The 17892-nt window shown below is 41.8% G+C and carries 12 protein-coding genes and 3 pseudogenes; 6 read left to right on the top strand and 9 right to left on the bottom strand.

The window, feature by feature from the left end; all coding sequences use genetic code 11:
* Positions 1-70: 70 nt before the first annotated feature.
* Complete coding sequence (bchI, locus tag V7K21_RS24850; RefSeq protein ID WP_335177947.1) at positions 71-1195, bottom strand: magnesium chelatase ATPase subunit I; 1125 nt, start codon at positions 1193-1195, stop codon at positions 71-73.
* Between the two features lie 58 nt (positions 1196-1253).
* Between bchI and V7K21_RS24845 the strand changes: the two genes are divergently transcribed.
* The 3 genes from V7K21_RS24845 to V7K21_RS24835 all read left to right on the top strand — a co-directional run bounded on the left by V7K21_RS24845 (position 1254) and on the right by V7K21_RS24835 (position 5417).
* The gene (locus V7K21_RS24845) at positions 1254-1382 is read left to right on the top strand and encodes a hypothetical protein (RefSeq protein ID WP_335177945.1); all 129 of its coding nucleotides are present in this window, start codon (positions 1254-1256) and stop codon (positions 1380-1382) included.
* Between the two features lie 245 nt (positions 1383-1627).
* On the top strand, positions 1628-2851 hold the full coding sequence (locus V7K21_RS24840; RefSeq protein ID WP_335177943.1) for a glycoside hydrolase family 10 protein: 1224 nt from the start codon (positions 1628-1630) through the stop codon (positions 2849-2851).
* A gap of 304 nt (positions 2852-3155) precedes the next feature.
* Positions 3156-5417, top strand: a complete 2262-nt coding sequence (locus V7K21_RS24835) for a DEAD/DEAH box helicase family protein (RefSeq protein WP_335177941.1) — start codon at positions 3156-3158, stop codon at positions 5415-5417.
* Positions 5418-5420: 3 nt separating this feature from the next.
* On the opposite strand, the pseudogene V7K21_RS24830 reads toward V7K21_RS24835, so the two are convergent.
* A pseudogene (locus tag V7K21_RS24830) lies at positions 5421-5668 on the bottom strand (ribbon-helix-helix domain-containing protein); the annotation flags it as partial.
* Between the two features lie 104 nt (positions 5669-5772).
* The gene (locus tag V7K21_RS24825; RefSeq protein WP_335177939.1) at positions 5773-6510 is read right to left on the bottom strand and encodes a Ycf66 family protein; all 738 of its coding nucleotides are present in this window, start codon (positions 6508-6510) and stop codon (positions 5773-5775) included.
* 215 nt (positions 6511-6725) lie between these two features.
* Between V7K21_RS24825 and gndA the strand changes: the two genes are divergently transcribed.
* Entirely contained in the window at positions 6726-8210 is a 1485-nt protein-coding gene (gene gndA, locus V7K21_RS24820) for an NADP-dependent phosphogluconate dehydrogenase (protein ID WP_335177937.1), read from the top strand.
* A gap of 217 nt (positions 8211-8427) precedes the next feature.
* On the opposite strand, the gene V7K21_RS24815 is transcribed toward gndA, so the two are convergent.
* Complete coding sequence (locus V7K21_RS24815; RefSeq protein ID WP_335177935.1) at positions 8428-9582, bottom strand: serine/threonine-protein kinase; 1155 nt, start codon at positions 9580-9582, stop codon at positions 8428-8430.
* 414 nt (positions 9583-9996) lie between these two features.
* Between V7K21_RS24815 and V7K21_RS24810 the strand changes: the two genes are divergently transcribed.
* Entirely contained in the window at positions 9997-10425 is a 429-nt protein-coding gene (locus V7K21_RS24810) for an EamA family transporter (RefSeq protein ID WP_335177933.1), read from the top strand.
* 341 nt (positions 10426-10766) lie between these two features.
* On the opposite strand, the gene cax is transcribed toward V7K21_RS24810, so the two are convergent.
* The gene (gene cax, locus V7K21_RS24805) at positions 10767-11900 is read right to left on the bottom strand and encodes a calcium/proton exchanger (RefSeq protein ID WP_335177932.1); all 1134 of its coding nucleotides are present in this window, start codon (positions 11898-11900) and stop codon (positions 10767-10769) included.
* Positions 11901-12447: 547 nt separating this feature from the next.
* Here cax and V7K21_RS24800 point away from each other — a divergent pair.
* Positions 12448-15162 (top strand): DUF3536 domain-containing protein, encoded by a 2715-nt coding sequence (locus V7K21_RS24800; protein WP_335177930.1) that lies wholly within the window; start codon positions 12448-12450, stop codon positions 15160-15162.
* A gap of 53 nt (positions 15163-15215) precedes the next feature.
* Here the strand turns inward: V7K21_RS24800 and V7K21_RS30880 are convergent.
* The 4 genes and pseudogenes from V7K21_RS30880 to V7K21_RS24785 all read right to left on the bottom strand — a co-directional run.
* Positions 15216-15461: pseudogene (locus tag V7K21_RS30880) on the bottom strand (hypothetical protein).
* A gap of 36 nt (positions 15462-15497) precedes the next feature.
* Positions 15498-15743 carry an HNH endonuclease gene (locus tag V7K21_RS24795; protein ID WP_335177928.1) on the bottom strand — a complete coding sequence of 82 codons (246 nt, stop codon included), beginning with the start codon at positions 15741-15743 and terminating at the stop codon, positions 15498-15500.
* 4 nt (positions 15744-15747) lie between these two features.
* Positions 15748-16863 (bottom strand): Gfo/Idh/MocA family protein, encoded by a 1116-nt coding sequence (locus tag V7K21_RS24790; protein ID WP_335177926.1) that lies wholly within the window; start codon positions 16861-16863, stop codon positions 15748-15750.
* A gap of 561 nt (positions 16864-17424) precedes the next feature.
* Positions 17425-17523, bottom strand: a pseudogene (locus V7K21_RS24785) (DUF1822 family protein); the annotation flags it as partial.
* Positions 17524-17892: the final 369 nt, after the last annotated feature.

Raw genomic sequence — 17892 nt, 5'->3', positions numbered from 1 at the left:
AACTCCTGTACAGACGCGATTAATCGCCTCTCTCCTAACTCCTGTACAGACGCGATTAATCGCCTCTCTTTTAACCTCTAGCCCCTAATTTTTGACCTGTGCCATTTTTTTGTGCAGGATCACTTTCTGGTAGTTCGACGCCAAAGACGCGGCTAAAAGCTTTGGCGACTTTGTAACCAGAATCAATCGATTCTAAGGGATCTTTCCGCAGTCTGTGACGCAAACATAGGGTAATTACGCGGTGGATATCATCAACTGTAACTTCAGTGCGTCCTTCATATGCTGTTAAGGCTTTGGCGGCACGATTACTAACAATGTCACCCCGCAAACCATCTACATCCAGTTCAGAGCAGACTTCAGATATTTTTACCCGCAGATCATAGTCAATTTTCACCTCTGGCAAAAGCTGTTGAGCATTGACAATTTGCTCTTGCAATGCTTCTTGTTCAGGTTTGTACTTTTCGAGAAATACTGGAGGATTTTGGTCAAAATCCGCCCGTTGTTCCACGATTTGCACCCGCAAGACTGGTTCTTTTACTGTGTGAATTTCTGCGTGCATCCCGAAGCGATCAAGCAGTTGAGGGCGCAGTTCGCCTTCTTCAGGGTTTCCAGAACCAACAAGAACGAAACGCGCTGGGTGACGGATAGAAATACCTTCCCGTTCTACAGTGTTCCATCCACTGGCAGCAGAGTCCAGTAGCACATCTACAAGGTGGTCATCTAGTAAGTTGACTTCATCGACATAGAGAATGCCTCGGTTAGCCTTTGCCAGCAGTCCTGGTTCAAAGGCTTTGACACCTTCAGATAGAGCTTTCTCAATGTCGATTGTGCCGCAAACTCGGTCTTCTGTAGCTCCTAGCGGCAGGTCTACCATTTGGACTTTTTTCTGAGCGACAGGAATTTGACCCCCTTGTTCTAACAGTTGGCGGACTTCATCGCTCATCAAGTCGGGGTCGCTAGGATCACTACTGAAGGGGTCATTGGCAACCACGGAGATTTCAGGCAGCAGATCCGCCAGCGCCCGGATAGTTGTGGATTTACCGGTGCCGCGATCGCCCATGATCATTACACCACCAATTTTGGGATCAATCACGTTCAATAGCAGCGCCAGTTTCATTTCTTCCTGGCCCACAATTGCCGTAAAAGGAAATACTACGCGACGCGCACTTGCCGTGGATTGAGCAGTTGGACTCACTAAATTACCTTAACAATATTTTTCTTATTACAGTTCTTTATTGTGACACAGGTAGGGCATGGGAGAAATCAATTCAAAATTCACTCATTCAAAATTGTTCGCCCAGCGTCTGGTAGAGAAGAAAAAGGCTGAACGAGATGTAGCTTTAGCTTCTCGCAGGGTGGGAGTTCAGGAAGATGAAGTATAACCAATCCCCAATGCTCAATAGACATTGGGCACTAATCACTACTAACTGCGTCAAACATCCTATAACTTTGCTAGGTCTGCTTTAGTTTTTCTGGTGCAAAAGTTCCATAAGCAGGGAATGAACAACTACCAACTCATCAATCCTGTACTAAGCATAAATACTTGTAGGCTACATGAATGGTTAGTAGATTCAATCATCAAAGCGAGCAATGGAGTGTGTAGGTAGCTAATGCATCATTCAAATTTATGAAATTACCTTTTCTTGTTCAAAGTTGGCGGCGTAAATGCACAGCAGCTTGTCGTCAGATATTGCTCAAGTATCTTTTTCCGATTCTCATTTTAATATCCTTTGTTACGGTATTGCTGGTAGACAACTTCACCCCTGCGATCGCACAGTTACCGCGTCAGGAAATTCGCGGGGTTTGGATGACCACCAATGATTTTGACACCCTCAAGAGTCGCGATAAAGTGCAGGATGCGGTGAGTGAACTACAACAGATGAACCTCAACACAATCTATCCTGTGGTGTGGAATTCTGGCTATGTGATGTATCCCAGTGCCCTAGCACAACACGCAGGTATTCAACCTTTTGTCAACAAAGGTTCAGATGGGCATGATATTCTGGCAGACCTGATTACCCAAGCCCATCACAAAGGATTGCTAGTAATTCCCTGGTTTGAATTTGGTTTCATGGCTCCCTCAACCTCAGAACTGGCACTGAATTATCCAGATTGGTTCACACAAAAGCGGGATGGTAGCCAAACTTCAATCAGTGCAGCTGGTGAGGTGATGTGGCTCAATCCGTTCCATCCACAAGTGCAACAGTTCATCACCAATCTCGTGCTGGAAACTATTACCCAATATGATGCCGACGGCATTCAGTTTGACGATCATATGAGTTTGCCCTCCGAATTTGGCTACGATCAATATACAGTTGCCTTGTACACCCAAGAAACTAATAATCCTCCCCCAACCGATGCTCAAGATGCGGCATGGGTACAGTGGCGGGCAGATAAAATTACGGCGTTCATGGTACAACTTAACCAAGCAGTGAAGCAGAGAAAACCCCAGGCGATTTTCTCTGTTGCTCCCAATTACTATGATTTGGCTTACAAGTTTCATCTGCAAGATTGGCTAAGTTGGATGCGGCAAAATATTGTGGACGAGTTAATTGTGCAAATTTATCGTCCGAATCTGCAAAGTTTTGTGGCAAATATTTCTCGCGCAGAAATTAAAGAAGCGCAACAAATAATTCCAACTGGAATTGGCATTATGACAGGTTTACGAAATAATCCAGTTCCCATGCAGCAAATTAAGTCTCAGGTGCGGGCTGTCCAAGAACGCGGTTTAGGCGTAACCTTCTTTTATTATGAAAGTCTTTGGAACGATGCCTTAGAATCCTTAAACGAGCGACAAGCTGGATTTGAAAGTCTCTTTCCATCTCCTGCACTCCGCGCCAGAGTTGAATAACTTTTCTCTTTCAAATGAGGTTACTGTAGTATAAATTAAGGTTTTTATAGCTAATGGTAGTGCGATCGCCTGTTGTCCTGAAAGGCTCAAATTCCTAACTTCTCCAAACAAGCCAGGGTGCGATCGCCTTCCTAAAGTATCTCTTAATACATTTAATTCTAAATAAATATCCTGTTAATTAGTTAAACATTGCTCTCAGTTTGGGAATACTGGTAATTAGGATGATTAATTGCTGCAATCCGTTGAGGAAGAACTAGTTCCAGCCTCTCCCCTAAAGCACAGTCTTTCCAGGATTTTACTGTTTATGAAAACTGTTCAAGTTACCTACGCAGGTTGGATCGAAGTTAGAAGGGGTGAAACTCCCAAAGAGTTATACTCCCACCAGAACGAAGCAATCAAGGCGTTGAATAAGAAGAATCAATTTCCCTTTGAAGGCTTGCTAGTTCTACCCACTGGCGGCGGAAAAACTTTGACAGCAGTTCACTGGTTACTACGTAATTTTCTTAACAACAAGAAAAAGGTTCTGTGGATTGCTCATCGCCATGAACTACTTGACCAAGCTCTTGAGACACTTCGACTTAATACATATTCATCATTGTTGAGTAATGTATCAGGATTTAGATACCGCATTATCTCAGGTCATCCTAAACATGATATACCTGTACACATTGAACCCAGTGATGACATCATCATTGCCAGTAAAGATAGTCTAAATAGTGGGCTTGATTACTTGTTGACAAACTGGGTCAGTCACTTACAAGAAGTTCTCTTGCTTGTAGATGAAGCACACCATGCAACAGCTAAGACCTATCGTAAATTGATTAATGCTGTCAAGGATAATCTAAAAGAGCGAAGTCCTGATAACGGCTTTAAAATGCTGGGGCTAACGGCTACGCCCTTCAGAACAGATGAGAGTGAGAAGAGTTTGCTAAAGTTAGTTTTTCCAAATGATATTATCTTTTCAGAACACCTGAGAAATTTAATCGCCAAGGGAATCCTTGCTGAACCGATTTTTGAAAATCTCAAAACGAATATAGAAATCAAGCAAAAATTGAATGCATTAAATGCAAGGCAAATCAAGAATATTGAAGATTTTGACAGGCTGCCAAAGGACATTGCTGAAGAGATTGCTCAGTCTACTGAACGTAACAGGCAAATTGTTGACCAATATATCGAAAATCGGGAGAGATACAAACCTCTTTTAGTATTTGCTATCAATGTTATACACGCAGTTGCATTGAACAAAGTTTTTAAGGATAAAGGAATTAATTCTGATTTTATTGTGGCAGCAGTTAATGCAACAGACAATAAAGAAAAAATACAAAAATTTAGAAATGGAGAGCTTGAAGTATTGATCAATGTAGAAATATTAACTGAGGGAATAGATTTACCTAACGTACAAACTGTTTTTCTCACACGACCGACCGCCTCTACAATACTAATGACACAAATGATTGGTCGGGCTTTGCGTGGGCAAAAAGCAGGCGGTACAGAAAAAGCTTATGTGGTCAGCTTTATTGATGACTGGGAAAACAAAATTAACTGGGTTAACCCAGAAAAACTTCATTTTGAAGAAGATGCGGAATTTCTTGTAAAAGGAATTCCATCAAGTAATAGAACTGCTCGGCTGATATCTATTGAGATGATCGAAGAATTCGCTCGCATTATGGATGACTCAATTGATACTAATGATTGGGAAAAACTAGACTTTTTGAAGAGGATTCCTATTGGGATTTATCATTTTTCTATTCTCGAACCATCCGAAGGATATGAGCCTAATCCTAGACCTTATGATGTGTTGTTGTATGACGATACAGAAGAAGCATACGACAATTTTGTTAACGATTTGAAGCCTCTATTCCAAAGTATTGATTTACAAGATAGGGAAATATTGACAGAAGCAGAACTTGAAGAACTTTGGCAAACTGCAAAGCAAATTTCTTTTCCTGACTATCAAACTTTGCTTGGTTACAGAGATGATGATCTAAAAAATATCTTGCGTTTCTATGCTCAAAAGCAAATTCCACCAGCATTTCTAGCTTTTAGCGAGAGAAGAAAGTGTGATTTGTCTATCGTAGCAAAATATATCTACGACAATTCTTTAGGCGGTAAAGCAGAGGCTGACTATATCAAATCACTTTGGAATGATGAAAAGTCTTTTTGGCAAGTGTTATTCAGCTATAACAAACTATATTTCATAAAGCAGTTGGCTATTGAAATTATGAAGATTGCAGATCCAGAGATATATGATGATTATGTAGTCGGAACAATACCAAATGTAATTCCTGACACTGTACCAATAGAGAAGTTAACTCTATATGAAATCAAAGAGCGAGATATTCTTGAATACATAAAAATTAAAAAAGCTGTATTCGCCAAGCACACAGATGCAAAAGGGTTTATATCTTGTGCAATCAGTGGAGTTAAAAGTCAAATGCGGAGAGATTTTCAAATTGATCACATTAAACCTATGTCTCAAGGTGGTTTAACTATCATAGATAATCTGCAATTGCTGACACGAAAAGCTCATGTAGAGAAAACCCGTAGAGAGAATACAAGACGTTAGTATTTGCGCTTTGCGTAATTTATCTGACAGTCGCGCCATCACAACTTCACCATCTACTACGTCTCCACGTTCGATAGAAGCAAGCCCAACAGCTATTTTTTTCTGGATTTCTTCTTCCCATTCCTGATAACCCTTCTCCCATTCTTCGAGCAGTTTCAATGCTTTAGCAATCACATCTTTAGCATTTTCATACCTATAGCAATTCGGGTTTGTATAAATTGCTCGTATTCCGCTTTAAGTTGGATGTTCATAATTTTTATCCCTCTGAATTAGCGTTTGAAATTAGCCCTAAAATAGTCTGATGGAAATAGTGAAACCCAACATTATATTAGGTTGACGTTGGGTCTCACTGCATTCAACTAGCTTGATTCGGTGGTATTGTTTCCGGTGGTGTTTCGGCTGGGGGAGAGAGTACCGCATCTGGCGCAATTTCTTCTACGGGAATCGGTTGTTTTTCCTCAATTTCAAAATCTGCTTGCGCTGCTTCCACCAATTCAGGAGATGGGGGATGTGGTGGAATCGCTTCCAGTACACTCTTGGTTTTTGCTTTGGTGTCGGTAGTAACTGTCTTCTCTACTGGTTGTTTTGGTATAGAAATAGTTTTGTCGATAATCTCAACAGCAGGTTTCTCTGCCAGTACAGAGGTAATATCTTCAGGTTTGGGGGTTGTGGGTGGCTTTTTACTCACAGTCTGTTGCACCTTGTCTGTCACGCCACTGAAGGTGCTACCAAGACCTTTTTGCAACTGGCCCAGCCGTTCCTGAAGGGACAACTTATTCACCTGTTCCTGAATGCCAGTTTTCACCGTCTCAGGACTGGGTACTTGGGTTTGTTGTGCCTGCGGAGTCAGTTGCCGACGTAATGATAGAGTTTGCCAGCCAAACCAGACCAAAAGAGCCACACTAGCCACATGACCCAGCAACAAACCCCCAGTAATGCGTGGTGCAAACACCCACAAGACTAAGGCATAGAATAGTCCTACACCACTCCAGATAAAGTCATTCTTGCGGTGGATTTCTGGGAAAAAGAAAGCTGCTATATAAATGGCTAAACTACCAAGACCGACCACTAAAGCTAGGACATATGCCAGCATTATTTGGTTACTCCTTACTACGTCCTTTGACTATTTCAATTTTGCAAATTTTGCAAGTTAATTGTTGATTTAGATACAATTTAAAATTAATTATCCGTGTTAGTTGTGGATTTTTGTCGTTTATTCAACTCTTAAGGTCTTCTTTAGGAGAGAACGGAAAATCTCGGATTACGCTTAAAGTAAAAGGATCTGCAAGAGTTAGCCAGAAATTTTTTATGACACTACAAAGCTTTGGTGTGATTGGATTAGCCGTTATGGGTGAGAACATCGCTCTAAACGTGGAGCGCAATGGCTTCCCAATCGCAGTATACAACCGCTCGCGCGATAAAACCGACAAATTCATGGCAGAGCGTGCGCCAGGACGGAACGTTAAAGCCGCCTTTACCCTGGAAGAATTTGTCGCTGCATTGGAACGTCCTCGCAAAATCCTAGTGATGGTGCAAGCTGGTAAGCCAGTAGATGCAGTAATTTCTCAACTAAAACCCTTGTTAGACGAAGGCGATATCATTATCGACGGTGGCAACTCTTGGTTTGAAGATACAGAACGACGCACTCAGGAATTAGAACCCGCTGGACTTCGGTTTATCGGGATGGGTGTCAGCGGTGGTGAAGAAGGTGCGCTCAATGGCCCTTCACTGATGCCTGGAGGTACAGAAAGCTCATACGAGTATCTGTCACCAATTTTTAATAAAATTGCTGCCCAAGTTGATGATGGCCCTTGCGTAACCTATTGTGGTCCCGGTGGTGCTGGTCACTACGTTAAAATGGTACACAACGGCATCGAGTACGGCGATATGCAGTTAATTGCAGAAGCATACGACTTGCTGAAAAATGTTGCTGGACTAGACCATAATCAGCTACATGAAGTTTTTACCGAATGGAACACCACTGACGAACTAAATTCGTTTTTGATTGAAATTACAGCAAAGATTTTCCCCTACATTGACCCAGATACAAATCTACCCTTAGTCGATTTGATTGTTGATGCCGCAGGGCAAAAGGGAACCGGACGATGGACAGTGCAAACTGCAATGGATTTGGGAGTTGCTGTACCGACAATTATTGCAGCTGTGAACGCCCGGATCATGTCTTCCTTCAAAAAAGAGCGGGTAGCAGCATCCAAGATACTCACAGGTCCTTCTGGCAAGTATGAAGGAGATACTAAAGCCTTTATCAATATGGTGCGAGATGCCCTGTATTGCTCAAAAATCTGTTCTTACGCTCAGGGCATGGCACTGTTAGCTACAGCTTCAAAAACCTATAATTTTAACTTGAATTTAGGTGAAATGGCGCGGATTTGGAAGGGTGGCTGTATTATTCGTGCTGGATTTTTGAATAAGATTAAGAAGGCATTTAGCGAAAATCCAGCGCCACCTAACCTGTTATTGGCTCCTGAATTCAAGCAGACAATTCTCGATAGACAAACAGCTTGGCGCGAAGTATTGGCAACAGCAGCAAAACTGGGAATTCCAGTGCCAGCATTCAGTGCGTCATTAGATTATTTTGACAGTTATCGACGCGATCGCTTGCCTCAAAACCTCACTCAAGCCCAACGCGACTACTTCGGGGCGCACACCTACGAGCGACTTGATAAGCCCGGAGCCTTCCACACCGAATGGACACCGATTTCTGAAGCATCAGTGCAAACTTCCACACCAAGAGAGCTGCAAACTTCAGAACCAACTACACCTACAAATTAGAGAGTCTTAAATTGTAAATTTGAAAGTGGCTCTTTGAGAGTCACTTTTTTTGTTCAGTTATCACTGTTAATTGTTAAGCTAATACACATTTAACTTGTATATTTTTCATTCTAGAGAAAAGGCATCAATCTTTCTCCCCCTGTTTTTCTGCTCGTCTGCTGCCTAAATGTGCTTTCTTAAAGATGTAAAAGCCTATGTGGTTCCCAAGACCTTAATATTAAGGATTGTTATTACCAAGATATTTGGCTTTTAATTCTTCTAATTCTTCATCTATTTTGCTTTTACTAATAGGCCCAGATGTAAGATTTTGTGGTTGTATTTTATTTGTTTGAGGTTTGTTGCCACCCAAAAATTGGGTTTTCATTTCTTCTAATTCTCGATCAATTTGACTAGGAGATTTCGATACAAAAGTGGGTGGAGAATTTTGTGGTGATTGAAGGATAGGTTTTGGCGCGTTTGCAGCTGCTAGTTGCGACCGTTGATTTAAGTCTTTGAGAACTTCGTCTACTGTTTGATAACGCCGAATCGGGAAACTTTCTAGCATCTTGTTGAGAATGCGACTCAACTGATTACTGACGGGAGTTTGCAAGTATTGCTGCCATACCCAAGTATCGTTGTTGGTATCATAAGAATCAAAGGGCGATCGCTTAGTTAATAAATTAATACAAGTAGCACCCAAACTGTAAATATCACTAGCAAAAACAGCCTTACCTCTCATTTGTTCAGGTGCAACATATTCTGGACTACCAATGCTAGTACCAGTTTGATTTAAGGCAGTGCCAGTAGCAGATTTAGCAGCACCAAAATCTACTAATACTAGTTTGCGCTGGGCTTCGCCCTTGCCGTAGGCATCGCTTTCGCGGATAATATTTTCTGGCTTAATATCGCGGTGAATTACTTGTCTAGCATGACAAAATTGCAAAACTGACAATAAATCATTTAATAGTTGCCGGATTTGTATTTCATTGAAAGCACCTCTATGTGCCAATTCCTGGGCTAAGTTTTGCCCGTTGATAAATTCTTGTACAAGATACTGCCGGTCTTCTTGGGTAAAATATGCCAGTAGTTCGGGAATTTGGGTATGTTTGCCCAATTCATCTAACTGCACCGCTTCTTGGTTAAATAACTCCACGGCTTTTGCCAGAGTGTTAGTGCCTTGGGCTTGGGGATAAAATTGCTTGATTACGCAGCGTGGTTTTGAGGGTTTATCCTCATCCACAGCTAAGAAGGTTTTGCCAAAACCACCTTGTGCGATTGGTTTGATAGCACGATAACGTTCTTTGAGGAGTAGCTTAGAACCGCAAGTCCGACAAAACTTCACATCAGCAGGATTTTCAGGCTTGGGACAATGGGGGTTAAGGCAGTAGCTCATACAGGCGATCGCTCTTATATGTCTTTATTTTCTCCTGTCCCAGGCAAAAGGGTGTAATCAACAGATTTTGGATTTTAAATTTTGGACTTCGACTTCTCTACGAGACGCTCTTGCGTTCGCTCAGTCGAACGATTTTGGATTTGTGTCATCCAGAAGGGGTGAAAGCGCATAGCAGGAGGTTAGTCTGGCATGAACCAAATAAAATCGTTCGCGTTCAACGTCTCGTAGAGAAAGCGTTCAACTCTTGGAGACGCTGCGCGATAGCGGTTCATTTCCTTATCTATATTTTTCACGACTCATTTAGGATATTTAACAATTGTCTGCAAATCAACGATCGCAGTTTGTACGGAGTAATTTAATCTAACATGAGCCTAAATGACATTGTTAATTTTGACTAGTGAATCAGGAGGGAAGATGGACAACAGCAGAACGTGGTGGATATATGCATTATTTTCGGCTGGCTTTGCAGCATTGACAACTATCTTTGCCAAAATTGGGGTAGAAAATGTGAACGCTAATTTAGCAACAGCAATCCGAACTGTTGTGATATTAGTAGTTGCTTGGGGGATTGTATTTTTTGAGGGAAACGTAGTTAATATCTTAGTCATTCCCCAAAAAACGATGATTTTCTTATTATTATCTGGACTAGCTACAGGTTTGTCATGGATTTTTTACTTTCAAGCTTTACAAGCCGGAAAAGCTTCCCTTATCGCACCAATTGATAAATCAAGTTTGGTATTAGTTTTATTGTTTTCAGTCATTTTTCTGGGAGAGCCATTAAACTGGAAGATTATTTTAGGAACTGGGTTGGTAGTCATAGGTTCTTTAGTTTTAATCATTTAAAGTCTTAACTAAGACTGGAAATTTTATCTTCTCCATTAAGTTCTGCTGTTTTTTTGTTGAGAAAGAGGAGTCTTTTGTCTTTTGGGATTAGAAAAACTATTGCTGATATCTGGTGTGGAAAATCTAAAATCTAAAATTGGCTCGGTCATTACCCATAATCAAGAGCGATGGCTTCGGGTTAAACTATAAGCGATATCTACAATGGTCACTGACTTGTACTGAGCGCAGTCGTTGGCGCAGCCTCTCGCAGAGAAGTAGCTTGTCATACCCCTACGAGGATCTTGCTAGCAAGAGGGTCTTCAAGAGTTGTGCGGGCTATTCGGCGTCGCACTGCTAACTAACTACCCCATACCTTCTATAACTGGATGGAAGTAAAAAGCGAACCCCAAGAGTGTATAAGCAGCTAATAATAAAGTGCCTTCGAGCCAATTGGACTTACCATCGGAACTAATACTGTTTGCAATCAACACTGACACAACCACAGCTACTAATTCAAAGGGTTTGAAATCCAAATCCATTGGTTTACCCAATATCCGCCCTGCTATAACTAACACTGGCGCAACAAATAGGGCAATCTGCATACTTGATCCCACAGCTACCGAAAGGGAAAGATCCATTTTATCTTTCATCGCCACCGTGACTGCTGTGGCGTGTTCAGCCGCGTTACCGACGATGGGAACCAAAATTACCCCTGTAAACAGCGCCGTCAAACCTAGCTGAGATGTGGCCACTTGCAGAGAATCAACTAGCATTTCTGACTCAATTGCTACCAGCAAGGTACACACTAGCAGCACGCCAACCCACAACGCTATATTTGGTTTAGCATCAGATATTGATATTTCCTCTGCTTCTGCTTCTGCCTCCGCTAAACCCACATCATATAGATAGGAGTGGGTTTTCATGGAAAATAGCAGCGTTAGGGCATAAACCAGAATTAACACCACAGCAACAGCAATAGAAAGATTTTGCAGTGTTTGTTGGTTAATTCCTTGAGAAGTGTAATTCATCGCTGTTGGCATCAAAATGGCAATCACTGCCAAATTCATTGAAGCAGCATTCACCCGCGCCACAATTGGCTGAAATGTCTGTTCTTTATAGCGCAGTCCTCCCAAAAGCATGGAAAAACCCATCACCAGTAGTAAGTTGCTAATAATCGATCCTGTGATACTGGCTTTGACTACATCTATTAACCCAGCGTTTAGCGCTACTAAGGCGATAATTAGTTCAGTAGCATTGCCAAAGGTAGCGTTTAACAAGCCCCCCATTGATGGCCCCACTACGACAGCAATTTCTTCTGTGGCTGTACCCATCCAAGCTGCTAAGGGCAGAATTGCTAATCCAGCTGTAATGAAAACTATCAATTCTCCCCACTCCAGAAAGTGGGCTGCTAAGGAAACCGGGATGAACAGCAATAAAACGAGAAGAATAATGTTTTTTGTTGACATTTGTTGTCTTGAGGTGAGGGTATCATCCACAGCGAGGAATCCTAAGTTTTAAATTTGGAGTGTTGAATAAAAAATAACTTTCAATTCAGCACTCCCATAGGATACTCTCAACCGTCTGTAGAGCAATTCAGAAATTGTACTGTTTTCAGTTCACTGCTGTGTATGTAAAATAAAATTGCGATTTAAGGAGTTTTCGTAATCTTTTGTTGCAAAAGTATGAAATTGATCCAAAATAGTACACCAGAAATGGGGTTTAATATATTAAAAGACAATGAAAATTTTGATCGGGGCTGAAGAAAATAAACCCCTAACTGAGGCCTTGTTCAATGGCTGATTACTTTGAGCCTTCAGGGGAAGGGCTGTCTTGCAAAGTTCCTTTAAATCGGCAGAGCCGCCCAACGGACTTTGCGCTGTGCGATAACGCAGATTTCCCATTACAATAAGACTGCTTTGTCAAAAATTAGGTTGGATTCCATAGTTGTTGTTTATACCGGATTTTGTGTTCAAACCATTGGAGAAAGGTTTATGCATATACTTTTCGGTGCAACTGCAAGTTTTCTGTTTTGGATAAATATACATGACTTCTGCTGACCAAATGCCAGCTAGTGGCTCAACGTTAATATTAGATTCAGATCCCAATAACACCAAAGAAACCGATCCCCTGAGAAAGGCCAATGGTGTTTATGTGACGGTGCATGGTCATTTTTACCAGCCACCAAGGGAAAACCCTTATCTGGACGCAATTGAACGCCAACCGAGCGCTGCACCTTTCCATGACTGGAATGAGCGGATTCATTGGGAATGCTATCGCCCGAATGCCTTTGCCAGAGTCTTAAATGACCAAGGCGAAGTGGTGAAGATCGTCAACAATTATGAGTATTTTAGTTTTAATATTGGGCCGACGCTGATGTCGTGGCTAGAACGCTACGATGTGGAGGTTTATCAGCGGATTTTAGAGGCGGATGCCAATAGTAGCCAACGCTTGCATGGTCACGGCAATGCGATCGCGCAAGTATACAATCACATCATCATGCCTCTGGCAAACGAACGCGACAAATATACCCAAATTCGCTGGGGTAAAGAAGACTTCCGCTCCCGCTTTGGACGCGATCCCGAAGGCATGTGGCTAGCAGAAACTGCTGTAGATTACGCAACCCTAGAAGCTCTTGTTGCTGAAGGTATTCGCTTCATTGTCCTTGCACCGTCTCAGGCACTGCGTTGCCGTCCCCTGCCCACTCAAGATCATCCCAATCCTGAATGGATCGAAGTTGGTGGTAGTCAGATTGATTCCACTCGTCCCTATCGTTGTTATTTGCAGCCCACACTAAGCACTTCATCTTCAACTTTGAATGCGATCCCCACTAGTTCCAAGGATAGTGGTACAGAAAGATTACCCTATATTGATATCTTCTTCTATGATGGCCCGATATCGCGGGATATGGGTTTTAGTGATGTCGTTTATAATTCGACTCACTTTGCCGGACGTATCGGTTCAGCCGTGCGTGGGGATCATCGGCCAACACAGTTAATCTCTGTGGCGACGGATGGGGAAACCTTCGGACATCACAAGAAGGGAACTGAGAAAACTTTAGCCTACGCCTTTACCAAAGAGTTTCTTCAACAGGGTTGGACGGTGACGAACTTCGCCCACTACCTGAGCTTAAATTCTCCTAGTTGGGAAGTGGAATTGAAGTCAGTCACAGCTTGGAGTTGCGCCCACGGTGTCGGCAGATGGGAAGATGACTGTGGTTGCGGTGGAGAAGGCAGCGTTTGGCATCAGAAATGGCGTCGTCCCTTGCGGAATGCTCTAAATTGGCTGCGGGATCAGCTAACTGAGGTGTATGAGGAACATGGGAGGCAGTTATTTCGTGATCCCTGGCAAGCACGAGATGAATATATCCAAGTAATGCGCGATCGCTCTGCTGGCAATGTCAACCGTTTCTTCTCTCGTCATCAAACCCACAAACTCACAGCAGCTGAACAAGTAGATGCCCTGCGCCTGTTGGAAATGCAGCGTCACGCTTTATTGATGTTCACTAGTTGCGGCTGGTTTTTTGAAGAAATTTCCCGTCCAGAGGGGACACAAATTCTCCGCTACGCCGCCCGGGCTTTGGAATTGGCAGGGGATGTGGCAGGTGTGCAGTTAGAAAAAGGCTTCGTCAAACGTCTAGGTTTAGCCCCCAGTAATGTCGATGAATTTAAACACGGTGCGGAAATTTATCGGCAACTCGTGTTAACTGCCCAACTTGGCTTTAAGCAAGTAGCAGCCCATTACGCAATTACTTCCCTGTTTAGCAATCACAAACTAGTAGAGACACGCAATTCTCTGCCGAGAAAAGATGCTGCGGACAAACAGTATCAGCGTTACCACAAAAAGGTTTATTGCTATGCGGCCAATGAGCTAGATTACCAACTGCAACGCATGGGATCGCTAACTCTGGCTGTCGGGAATTTAAAGCTGGTATCAGAGATTACTTGGGAAAGTGAGCATTTGGTATTTGCAGTTCTGCATTTGGGAGGGTGGGATTTCCACTGCTGCATTCAACAATTTACCGGGCGGCGTGACTATAGCCAAATCAAAGAAAAGCTGTTTGGGGCGCTACAACAAGCTAGTGCGGCTCATACTATCTTGGTGATCACACAGTTATTTGGGGAAGAAGCTTTCAACTTGCAAAATCTATTTGCTGAAGAACGCCACCGGATTATGCGGCTGCTTAGTGAAGAAACACTGACACGTTTAGGACAGTTGTATACCCAAGCATACCGTGATAATTATGGTGTGCTGATGGCGTTTCATCGAGATGAAATAGCAGTACCGCAAGAATTGCAGGTAGCAGCCGATATTGCTTTAGGGCATCGCTGTCTGATGACATTGCGATGGCTTGAGCAAGATATCGCTGATCCCCAAAAGAGTTGGAATCACATATTAGAATTAGAGGCGATCGCCACTGAAGCAAAACATCTGCGTTGTCGGCTGAATATTCCCGACGGGAAGCAGATGTTAGAACAGTTAATTGCGCGATCGCTTTGGCAATTGTTGCATGATGCCAATGGTAGTTTTAATGCAGATATCCAAGTATTAGAGCGATTGATTGATGTCGGGGATCAATTAAATATTGATATTTCTCTACAGCGATCGCAAGAGCTATATTTTAGTTGTCTGTACAGTCAGATAGCGCCGGTGTGTATCACTAGCCTTGAGAATGAAGGAGATAATCAGTGTCTTCAATTGCTCAAGTTGGGCAAAAAGTTAGCCGTTGATGTCAGCATGATCTCAAATCAGTTAGGATAAAAATCTCACACACAGAGAAGGGGAAAATTTTCCCCTTTTCTTTTTAACTTTTTTTACTTAACCTGGGGGCGATCGCAATGGTATGGATAAAGCCACTCACACTTGAAGAGTCCGTGGGTATGTTTCTCAAAAAAGGTTCCTGCATGGCGTCCAGGTGATATATCGATCCCAGCTTTCGTTTTAATCTCATATAGCTAAGGAAAGGCTACTACTAAAACAGCTATGACAGCGAAGAGGTAGAGAATCGTATTTCTAATATTGAGGAATCTTAAGGAATTACTATTGTGATTTTGAGGCATAGATAATCAGAAACTAGTAGCCCGTCTGATCCTAACCTAAAGCTGAAAATATCGCCGGAAGCGGGGATCAATGTTGTCTGTTTTCTTCTGATTGCAGGTAAGACAGAGAGTTTGGAGATTGCTGATATCGTTTTGACCGCCACGGGCGAGGGGAATGATATGGTCGATACTGAAGTTAGTTTCTGTAGTAGTTTTACCGCAGCTTTGGCATTGGTATTTGTCACGTTCAAAGACATATTTCTTTACTTCCAGTGGGATACGAATGCGGGGAGTTTTGCTCATTTCCTTAGTTGCGAAGAAATCCTTCCAAGCTGGGTACATCTACCCAACTTGCTTTTGTATAGGATTCATGGGATAAATCCATCAACAACTGAGAATAAATTCCTTCTCGCAGCGATGGTATAATTTCCTGATTGCAGTCAATTCCTTGCACCCATTGGTCTACTACGCGGATAAATGCAGAAATGCGCCCATCAGCATGATTTTTGGGAAAAACTAACCGATTCGGTATTTCTATTTCCGTTAAAGGTTTACCTGGTTGGGAACCCCAAACACGAAAACCATGTATATAATCTTTTTGATTTTCACTGCCCACAATTAATGTACCGCGATCGCCATATACTTCTATCCAATGGGTTCTTGGTGCATGAACAACCGCACTGATCGAAAGTTGGCAAGGTGTGCCATTTGCTAATTCCAGCGTTAATATACAGTTGTCATCTGTATTCACTGGCTTAGATTCCCCACTAACAGGGTCAACTCGTGTGGGAATAGCAGTAGTTAAATGGGCGTTTAATCTCCGGACTGGCCCAAATAACCAGTGGATGTAATCGAAGGAGTGAGAACCTAAAGATCCTAATGCACCGCCTCCTTTATCCTTGTCAGAATACCAATTCCAAGGGCGTGAAGTATCAGCACGAGAAGAACCTAACCAATCAATTTTAATTAAGCGCAACTCACCCACATAGTTTTCTGACAATAGTTCAGCAAATAACTGCCATGCAGGTACAAAGCGAAATTCAAAGTCTACAGTTGCAATGAGGCTTTTTTCTTTAGCTAGCTGATAAAGTTCTTTAGCTTCTACTGCATTTAAGGTTGTCGGTTTTTCTAGTAATAAATGTTTCCCAGCTTGCAGTACAGTTTTCGCCATTTCATAGTGCAAAAATGGCGGCGTAGATATACTGACTGCTTGCACTTCTGGCAATGCCACAATATCTGTAAGTGAATTGGAAGCGTGGGGAATATTATGGGATTCTGCTATGGCTTTGGCTTTATTTATATCCCGGTGATAAACAGCAACTACCTCAGTTTGAGGATGTGCTTGGAATCCAGGGATGTGGACTTTTTGACCAAATCCAGTGCCTGCGATCGCAATTCCAATTATATCATCCTTTACTCGCATACTTCTACAAGTTACTATTTATCTAATAATATCATTTTATTTATCATATCTAATATATCCGATTCTTTACTTGGATCAAACTTCATAGCAAATAATTTTCTGATTGCATGATTTTTTAAAAATCCTTTCCTCTAAAATTATTGGATGATAGGCATTAATGTCGCCACTCCAATCTATATATTTCAGTTATCATTAACTACCTTATCTTTAAAATTCAATATGATTGGCTGAAAACATATCTCGTTTGCACAATAAGTGTAATTAAAACGTTTAACAAACTTAGAATTTTGCTTTACAAAAATGTTTATCAATTTTATACATTCTCCTGTTAAACACCAAAATTTAGAACATCCATAAAGAGCAAAGCCTTCAGGAAGTTTGCGTTTTTTCACTAAAGGCATAATTAAAAATGAATATAATCAAGATACAAGAGAAAATTTTAATTCACGCTTTTCAAGAATACAAAAATGTTCATCATTCCAATAGATGTGCCAATATTCTATTCTTATTGAACCGCCTTCTTTCCAGTAACTATAAGGTAATGGAAAATATTCTATAAATGTTATTGGAAAAATGCTGTAAATCTTCAGTGAGTAGTCGGAGTTTAAAACCACGCGGAATGGCTGCACCTACAGTCAGGTTACGTAACTCAAAGCGCCACGTCTGGTTCGCCTTATAGTATAATCAGCAATTCCTAGATTTGACATAATTTTAAATTTTGGATAATGGAAAAGAAGATTCTTGCGTTCCATTATTTAATGCATGTTTGAAACTTGCGAATTTAAACGCGAGAATAATTCTATTATCCAAACATTTTTGGACAAGCAAGTGACTTGATTGTTGGGGTCAACCTAAATTCTATTTTTCATATCCAAAATTGATTGACCTGCGATCGCTAGTTAACAAGATAAAATAGCCTCTGGTTGCGTTTGGTCAACATCCTGCACCCTAGCCGCACTCAGTAGTAAAGTTGTATAATCTCCTGTAATTACGGTTAAAGTTGAGCGATAGCCATGACTAAAACATTGT

Source organism: Nostoc sp. (assembly GCF_036919595.1).
GTDB lineage: Bacteria > Cyanobacteriota > Cyanobacteriia > Cyanobacteriales > Nostocaceae > Nostoc.
This window is presented reverse-complemented; position numbering and strand designations above follow the sequence as displayed.

Excerpts from the sequence above, each read along its gene's own strand:
- V7K21_RS24800 (WP_335177930.1), top strand. The coding sequence starts at position 12,448 with ATGACTTCTGCTGACCAAATGCCAGCTAGTGGCTCAACGTTAATATTA.
- V7K21_RS24790 (WP_335177926.1), bottom strand. The coding sequence starts at position 16,863 with ATGCGAGTAAAGGATGATATAATTGGAATTGCGATCGCAGGCACTGGA.
- V7K21_RS24810 (WP_335177933.1), top strand. The coding sequence starts at position 9,997 with ATGGACAACAGCAGAACGTGGTGGATATATGCATTATTTTCGGCTGGC.
- V7K21_RS24845 (WP_335177945.1), top strand. The coding sequence starts at position 1,254 with ATGGGAGAAATCAATTCAAAATTCACTCATTCAAAATTGTTCGCCCAG.
- V7K21_RS24815 (WP_335177935.1), bottom strand. The coding sequence starts at position 9,582 with ATGAGCTACTGCCTTAACCCCCATTGTCCCAAGCCTGAAAATCCTGCT.
- V7K21_RS24840 (WP_335177943.1), top strand. The coding sequence starts at position 1,628 with ATGAAATTACCTTTTCTTGTTCAAAGTTGGCGGCGTAAATGCACAGCA.
- V7K21_RS24835 (WP_335177941.1), top strand. The coding sequence starts at position 3,156 with ATGAAAACTGTTCAAGTTACCTACGCAGGTTGGATCGAAGTTAGAAGG.
- V7K21_RS24825 (WP_335177939.1), bottom strand. The coding sequence starts at position 6,510 with ATGCTGGCATATGTCCTAGCTTTAGTGGTCGGTCTTGGTAGTTTAGCC.
- gndA (WP_335177937.1), top strand. The coding sequence starts at position 6,726 with ATGACACTACAAAGCTTTGGTGTGATTGGATTAGCCGTTATGGGTGAG.
- V7K21_RS24795 (WP_335177928.1), bottom strand. The coding sequence starts at position 15,743 with ATGAGCAAAACTCCCCGCATTCGTATCCCACTGGAAGTAAAGAAATAT.